Source organism: Pseudoalteromonas sp. SG41-5, assembly GCF_014164495.1.
Taxonomy (GTDB): domain Bacteria; phylum Pseudomonadota; class Gammaproteobacteria; order Enterobacterales; family Alteromonadaceae; genus Pseudoalteromonas; species Pseudoalteromonas rhizosphaerae.
The window spans coordinates 65599-73045 of the sequence record NZ_JACJFH010000014.1; the positions used below are offsets into that span (position 1 = coordinate 65599).

7 protein-coding genes are annotated in these 7447 nt (G+C 42.6%); all 7 read left to right on the forward strand.

Features of this window, described 5'->3' with window-relative positions; all coding sequences use genetic code 11:
• Entirely contained in the window at nucleotides 1–438 is a 438-nt protein-coding gene (locus tag H5232_RS06050) for a DUF4381 domain-containing protein (protein WP_182830646.1), read from the forward strand.
• Nucleotides 431–1417: a VWA domain-containing protein gene (locus tag H5232_RS06055; RefSeq protein ID WP_145240351.1), complete on the forward strand. Its 987-nt coding sequence runs from the start codon at nucleotides 431–433 to the stop codon at nucleotides 1415–1417. The genes H5232_RS06050 and H5232_RS06055 overlap by 8 nt, the downstream gene beginning before the upstream one ends.
• Nucleotides 1417–3351, forward strand: a complete 1935-nt coding sequence (locus tag H5232_RS06060; protein WP_182740092.1) for a VWA domain-containing protein — start codon at nucleotides 1417–1419, stop codon at nucleotides 3349–3351. Before H5232_RS06055 ends, H5232_RS06060 begins: the two co-directional genes overlap by 1 nt.
• On the forward strand, nucleotides 3345–4991 hold the full coding sequence (locus H5232_RS06065; protein WP_182718609.1) for a BatD family protein: 1647 nt from the start codon (nucleotides 3345–3347) through the stop codon (nucleotides 4989–4991). Before H5232_RS06060 ends, H5232_RS06065 begins: the two co-directional genes overlap by 7 nt.
• A 69-nt stretch (nucleotides 4992–5060) precedes the next feature.
• The gene (locus tag H5232_RS06070) at nucleotides 5061–5618 is read left to right on the forward strand and encodes a sigma-70 family RNA polymerase sigma factor (RefSeq protein WP_182718608.1); all 558 of its coding nucleotides are present in this window, start codon (nucleotides 5061–5063) and stop codon (nucleotides 5616–5618) included.
• On the forward strand, nucleotides 5618–6421 hold the full coding sequence (locus H5232_RS06075) for a DUF3379 family protein (protein WP_182740090.1): 804 nt from the start codon (nucleotides 5618–5620) through the stop codon (nucleotides 6419–6421). Before H5232_RS06070 ends, H5232_RS06075 begins: the two co-directional genes overlap by 1 nt.
• Before the next feature lie 212 nt (nucleotides 6422–6633).
• Nucleotides 6634–7447, forward strand: an 814-nt coding sequence (locus tag H5232_RS06080) for a Tim44 domain-containing protein (protein ID WP_182830647.1), incomplete at its 3' end; no start/stop codon positions are given.

Below are 7447 nucleotides of genomic sequence, written 5' to 3' on the forward strand. Positions count from 1 at the left end.
ATGCAAACCTCTCCATTAGCTGGCCTCCATGATGTGATTGTGCCAAGCCATGTTTCTTGGTGGCCTTTAGCACCTATTTGGTGGCTCATCATTGTCGTGTTACTCGTAACTGTAAGCTTTATAAGTTACCAGTTGTACCGGGCACGGCAGTTTAAAAAAGCCAAACGACAAGCTATTTCCCTCAGTGAACAACACCCAGAAGATGCCCAGCAACTACATATTTTAATTAAACGCCTGGTTTTACATTATTATCAGCAAAGTGCTGCATCACAAGGCACAAAACAATGGTGTATTACTCTAAATAAGCTGACCGGACAACAATTTACTGAACACGAACTGATGAGCCTTTATCAATCACAAAGCAATCAAACTGCGCTGGCACAGAAATTAAAACTCGCCATTGTGCAATTTAAATTAAAGGAGCCGCTGAATGTTTGAATTTAGCTGGCCTTGGTTATTTGTATTATTACCGCTGCCTTGGTTGTTGCGCTTATTTAAGCCAGTACACAGTGAAGGTAATACCCGCTTACGTATTCCAAGCTTCGCCAAACACAATTTAGGCGCGCAAGTTGTCCAGCAACAGGCGCGTGGTATTAGTATATTTGAATGGTTGGTTTGGTTGCTTTTAGTCACCGCTTTAGCTAACCCAACCTGGCTTGATGAGCCAATTACCTTACCTAACGAAGGCCGCGATATCATGCTAGCTGTGGATTTGTCAGGATCAATGACCGAGCAAGATATGGCTTATCAGGGCCAATATGTTGACCGTTTAACTATGGTAAAAGCGGTATTAAGTGACTTTATTGAGCAACGTCAAGGCGATCGTTTAGGGCTGATTTTATTTGGTGATACGGCATTTTTACAAACACCACTAACGCGAGACGTTAAAACCGTAAGCCAAATGCTATCAGAAGCGCAAATAGGCTTGGTTGGCCGTGCCACCGCCATTGGCGATGCGCTGGGCTTATCAGTAAAACGTTTTGCCAGTAAAGATGAAAGCAATCGCATTGTGGTGTTATTAACAGATGGTCAAAACACCGCCGGTAACTTAGATCCAGAAGAAGCCCTACTGCTTGCCCGCGAAGAAGGCATTAAAGTGTATACCATCGGCGTAGGCTCTGATAATCCGCGTGGCTTTAGCTTATTTAATATGGGTGGCATGAGCGGAGGTAGTTTAGATGAAACCCTGCTAAAACGCATTGCCGAACAAACTGGCGGCCTTTATTTTCGCGCAAAAGACGTTGCCGGCTTACAACAAATTTATCAAGAACTTGATAAACTCGAGCCGATCAGCGCTGATGAGCAAACCTTTCGCCCACAAAGTGCGTTATTTTACTTCCCTTTATTAATTGCACTGACCTTGATTGGTCTGCGCGTTATGTTTATCAGTGCAAAAGCATTAAGACAGGAGGCCTAATGGACTTTGAATTTATCCGCCCGACCGTATTGTGGTTATTAGTTCCTGTGTGTTTAGTGTTTACTATTGCAATGATAAAGCACAAGAAAACCAGCCAAGGTGAATTAATAGCAGCTCACTTAGCAAAATTTGTGATCAACACCAACAACCAAAAAAACACGCAACCCATGTGGCTAATTGCCCTCTTTGCAGTGTTAGCCGTTATTTTTAGCGCAGGGCCCAGTTTTGAAGAAAAACAAGTGCCGGTATTTCAAAGCAAAAATGCCCGTGTAATTGTGATGGATATGTCGCTATCGATGTACAGCACGGATATTGCGCCCAGTCGTTTAGTGCAAGCGCGCTTCAAAGCGCTGGATATGATCAAACTATTTAAAGAAGGTGACACTGCGTTAGTGGCCTATGCAGGCACTGCTTATACCATTTCGCCGCTAACCAATGATGCCGCGACGCTTGAAAACCTGATCCCAAGTTTAAGCCCAGATATCATGCCTGATAAAGGCTCCAACGTGCTTGCTGGGCTTGATGCTGCAAAAGAGTTATTAACACAAGCTGGATACCTTGAAGGCGATATTATCTTAGTAACAGATGGTATTGAACAAAGTGAGCAACAAGATATCAGCCAATTTACAGACGCTAACCCTTATCGATTAAACATTTATGGTATCGGAACAGAGCAAGGCGCGCCAATTAAACTTCCTGAAGGTGGGTTTTTAAAAGATAGTTACGGGCAAATTGTGGTGCCCACCATCAACATCAGCATGCTTAATGGTCTAGCAAGAAACAGTGGCGGTAAATTTGCGACTTATCAACCGAGTGCCCGCGATATTCAAATTTTTGCACCCAGTGCAAATAGTGAAATACTGAAAAATGAAAAACAAAGTCAAGCGCTCTGGCGTATTGATGCGGGGATTTATGGCTTGTTTATTTTACTGCCAATGATGCTGTGGATTTTTCGCCGAGGAGCTTTTGCAGCTGCATTTTTAGTGGTGAGCTTTTTACCGCAACACAATGCTTATGCAGTAGAGCTGCCTTCAGTATTTAAAAATCAAGATCAACGTGCGCTGGACGCTTATCAACAAGGTGAATATGAGCAAGCTGCCACAGCAGATTCTAGTCAATTAAAAGGCGCGGCGCTTTACCAGCAAGGTAATTTTGATGCTGCATTGGCACAATTTAGCCAAGATAAAAGCGCCACTGGTTTATATAATTACGGTAATGCACTAGCAAAGGCAGGCAAGCTCGACGAAGCAATTGCCGCCTATCAGCAAGCACAAGCTTTGCAAGACGACTTTACCCAAGCAAAAGAAAATCAGGCACTTGTTGAGCAATTGAAAAATCAACAGCAGCAGCAAAATCAACAAGGCCAAGACGGCGAACAAGATCAAGATCAAGATCAAGACAAAAAAAGCCAAGATGGTGAACAAGGTCAAGATCAGCAAAATAAAGACAAGTCACAGCAAGGTGAGCAGCCAAATCAGGATCAGCAATCTCAACAAGGCGATGAATCTGAGCAAAGTGATGAACAGCAGACTGATGATAAACAGCAAGATGGCAAACCATCTGATCAACAAACTGATAAGCAAAACGATCCACAAATGGAGGCTGAACCTCAGCAAGGTGATAAAACTGATGAGCAACAGCAACAAGATGCGCAAACCGAGCCCAAAGATGACTCTGCAAACGATGATAAGCAGGCGCAGCCACAAATGACTCCTGAGCAACAGCAACAAGCTGAAGAAGCGGCAAAGCAACAAGCTGTGCAAGCGCAAACCGCAGAGCTTACCAACGAAGAAAAAGAGAAAGCGCAGCAGCTTAGTCAGTTATTGCGAAAAGTACCCGATGATCCCGCAATCCTGTTACGTAACAAAATGCAATTAGAAGCCCAAAAACGAAACAATCAACGCCGTCCACAAGGAGTCGAAAAATCATGGTAATGCGATTAATCTGTTGTTTATTGCTTATCAGCGCTATGCCCTCGTGGGCCGTTACGCAATTACAAGCCAGTGTTGATAAAAACCCGGTACTAGCGGGTGAATTTTTTATGCTCAATATCAGTGCAGATGACACCATAAAAAATGATCAACCTGATACCTCTGTCCTGTTAAAAGACTTCGTGGTTGGCCGCACCAGTGTCAGCACCCGCACAAACATCATTAATGGTAGTATTTCAAAAGAAACCACCTGGTCTATTAAACTTATGACCCGCACTGCCGGTGATTATACAATCCCAGCATTTAGTGTAGCAGGTGCCAGCTCTGCGCCCATTGCATTAAAAGTGGCTGAACGCAGTAAAGATGCGCAGCAAAACAACGATATTTTTATTAAAGCATCGCTTTCAAGTGACAGCCTATTTGTTCAAGAGGCAGGGCTTTACACGGTTAAGCTATATCTTGCCAAAGAGTTACTTGATGGTAATTTAAGTGCCCCTGCGATGCCCGATGCGCAGCTAAGTCAAATCGGCAAGCAGACTGAAAACTATGAACTTGTTGATGGTAAGCGTTACTTAGTGATCACTCGCGAGTATTTAGTACAGCCCCAAAAAAGTGGTAGTTACACGATTCAAGCACCAACTTTTCAAGGTCGAATTCGCCAAGACTATCGCCAATTAGATGTATCTGCACTGGGTGATAATGTCGATATTGAAATTAAACCGATACCAAGTGACTACCAAGGTGCATGGCTGCCTAGTGAATTAGTTAATTTAGATGAGCAATGGCAACCCGCTGACGACACAGTAGAAGTGGGTACACCTATTACGCGAACGCTGACCTTAACTGCACTTGGTATCACCAAAGAGCAACTACCTGATATTGAACTACCTGAAATCAAAGGTATTCGCAGTTACCCAGATGAAAAAGAAAATAATCATTTGGTTCGCGATGGTCGGGTAATATCACAACAAACAGCCTCGTACGCTTTGTTACCGCAGATGCCAGGCACTTATACACTGCCAGAGGTAAGCGTGCCTTGGTATAACACTAAGATTAACCGGATCAGTTATGCAACATTACCAGCTCGTACTATTACAGTAACACCTAGTAGCACAAGCACTCCAGCAGCCGTTGCTGCGCAGCCACTTACGCCATCACAAAGCGCAACAACAGATGCTGCAGCAATAAGTTATCAAGCAACACCGATAAATCAGTATCCGCTATGGTTAATTATTATCAGTGTGATTGGTTATTTATTATGGTTTATTACCTTGATTTTATGGTGGCGCAGTCAATCTCAGCGCAGCTTGATGCAAGCAAAGCCGACAGTAACCCATAGTGATTCATCAATTTCATTAGATGAATTAAAGAAACACGCTAAAAGCAATGATGTAAGTGCCTTTTATCAGGCGCTAAATCGTTACGCAATGCACTTAACAAAACAATCGAGCGGTGCAATAGACAAGCTTGAACAACTAGCTGATAATGCACAGCTTAGTCAACATATTGCTAAACTACGGGCTGCACTCTATAGTCCTAATGATACAGATGTTGATTTAATTGCGATTGTCGGCATGTTAGAAGAGCAACGTAAAGTACAAAAAAAATCACAACAAGCTGTATTAAAAGGACTTTATAAATAGAGTTTAAGTGACGGGGAGCAATCCCCGCGCTCAAATAGTAAATAACTTAAAATAAATAAAAAAGTGCTTATGCTTGGAAATGAAAACTCTAAAAGTCAGGTCTTAGTTGATATGGCAGAGAAAAAAACACGCTATGAAAAACTTGTTCATGTTTATCATAGCGAATTATATCGCTTTGCTTATTGGCTCTGCCGCGACCCTAATATTGCCGAAGATCTTGTCCAAGAAACATTTTTACGTGCTTGGCGATCTCTGGATTCATTATTAGATCAAAAAGCAGCTAAGCCATGGCTATTGACGATTTTACGCCGGGAAAATGCCCGTCGTTTTGAACGCAAACAATTTGATTATAGCGATGTTGAAAACGACACCTTAGTTGACGAAAAAAGCGTCACCTTGGATGATGAAATGGAACAAACAGTGATCCAACGTCACATCGCTAAGTTACCTGATGAATACCGCGAGCCATTATTATTACAAGTCGTTATGGGCTGCTCCGGTGAAGAGATAGCAGAAATATTAGATTTAAATAAAAACACGGTTATGACGCGTTTATACCGCGCCAGAAACCAGTTAAAAGAGGCATTGAGCCGTGATGATGAACAACTTAAAGGGGCATCAAATTAATGGATGATCTCGAGTTTCGTCGCCGAATTAGCGCACAGCCAAACAGCACAGATAAGGAGCTTGTGGAGTTTGCAGAGCAACACTCTGAGCGACAAGAATTTATTAATGATATGCAGGCCTTTGATTTAGAGCTTGCCAATGCACTTGACGTACCGGTGCCAGCAGGTCTTGCCGAGCGTATTTTGGCAAACACCGCAGCGCATGCACAAAACGAGTCGCTCACAACTGAGCAACTCAACCAAGCACCAGCTGATACCAGCGCGCAAACACCGCCGCAACGAACAGATAATCTAGTTGAGGCAAGTACACGTTTTAAACGTGCTCGTTTACCACTTGCCATGGCAGCCTCAGTATTGGTGGCTGTGGGGGCATTTTTATTTAGCAGCGAACAAAATGTCGCGTATGCAGCTGGCGAACATGCGCTTGCTCATGTTTACTATGAAATTAATTCGCTGCAAAAGACCGAAGCAATCAGCTTAGCAACGGTAAATGAAAAATTTGCTGTGTTAGGCGGCCATTTAGATGAATTGCCAGGTAAAGTGACTTACTTAATGTTTTGTGACTTTAAGGGACAAAAGGGATTACACCTAGTTTTTGAATCAGACTATGGCCCGATGACGGTATTTATAGTGCCATCAAAACAGCAATCGTTCGGCATCGGCGACGATGATTTTCAAGACGATCGTTTTGAAGGCCATATTAACCGTGGTGCTAATGCAGATACTATTTTAGTAGCAAGTCTTGGTGCGCCATTAGAAAATTACAATGATCGTATTAATGGTGCGATCCGCTGGTTAAATTAACCTTCCTTTTGCATTGCCGTTATTATGGCGGCAATGCAATTTATACCTTCACGAAACAATCGTTATATTCTTCCTGCTTGAACCAATAATTGCTTTTAAATTAGCCTATTGACCAAGCTACTGAGCATTTTAGAACTAATTCAGTTTGTCGCTATTTATCTAATTCCTGAACTACTTTAGAATCGCCGTTCTAATTTGTTTTAAGGAACTTCATGAAAAACCTGATTGTTATATTTTCATTGCTTGCTCTACTATGTACTGCAAGTTTTGATGCACAAGCACGTAAAAAGTTTGGTAGTAAAAAACGTGGCCAAACACCAGAAACACAACAAACCGCACAAAAACAACAAACAGATACCAATACCCTCGCCCCTGCTGCAAAACCAAAATCAAGCAAAAAAGGCATGATGGCAGGTATTTTTGGCGGCTTATTAGCCGGTGGATTAATCGCCGCAATGATGGGCGATGACTTTGAAGGGATGCAACTACTTGAGATAATTTTAATGGCAGGTATTGCCTTTATTATCTTTAAACTTATCATCGGTATAATACGTCGTAAAAACGCCCCTGTAATGGCGCACGGCCAAGGAGCATTTACTGCACCGAAAATGAGACAAACTGCGCCTGAGCACACCACTACAAGTGGATTTAGTCAAACCAATGACGTACCGTTTAATTTACCCGCTAACTTTGATACTAACGGCTTTTTACAAGGTGCGCGTAGCCATTATCATACATTGCAAACAGCATGGAATAATGCTGACTATGCAACGATGGCTGAATACTTAAGCCCTGAACTAGTCGCTGAATTTAAAGCGGAACGTGAAGCGATTGACAGCGTTGCAACTGACGTGATGTTTATTGATGCAGAACTTGTACGTGCCGATACCGACACACAAAAATGGCAAGTAAGTGTACGTTTTAAAGGGAAGTACCGTGACTTAGGCGATAATAAAGAACAGCCTATTTTAGAAATTTGGCACTTAGAGCGTGCCACCAGCGATGATGCGCCTTGGTTGATTGTTG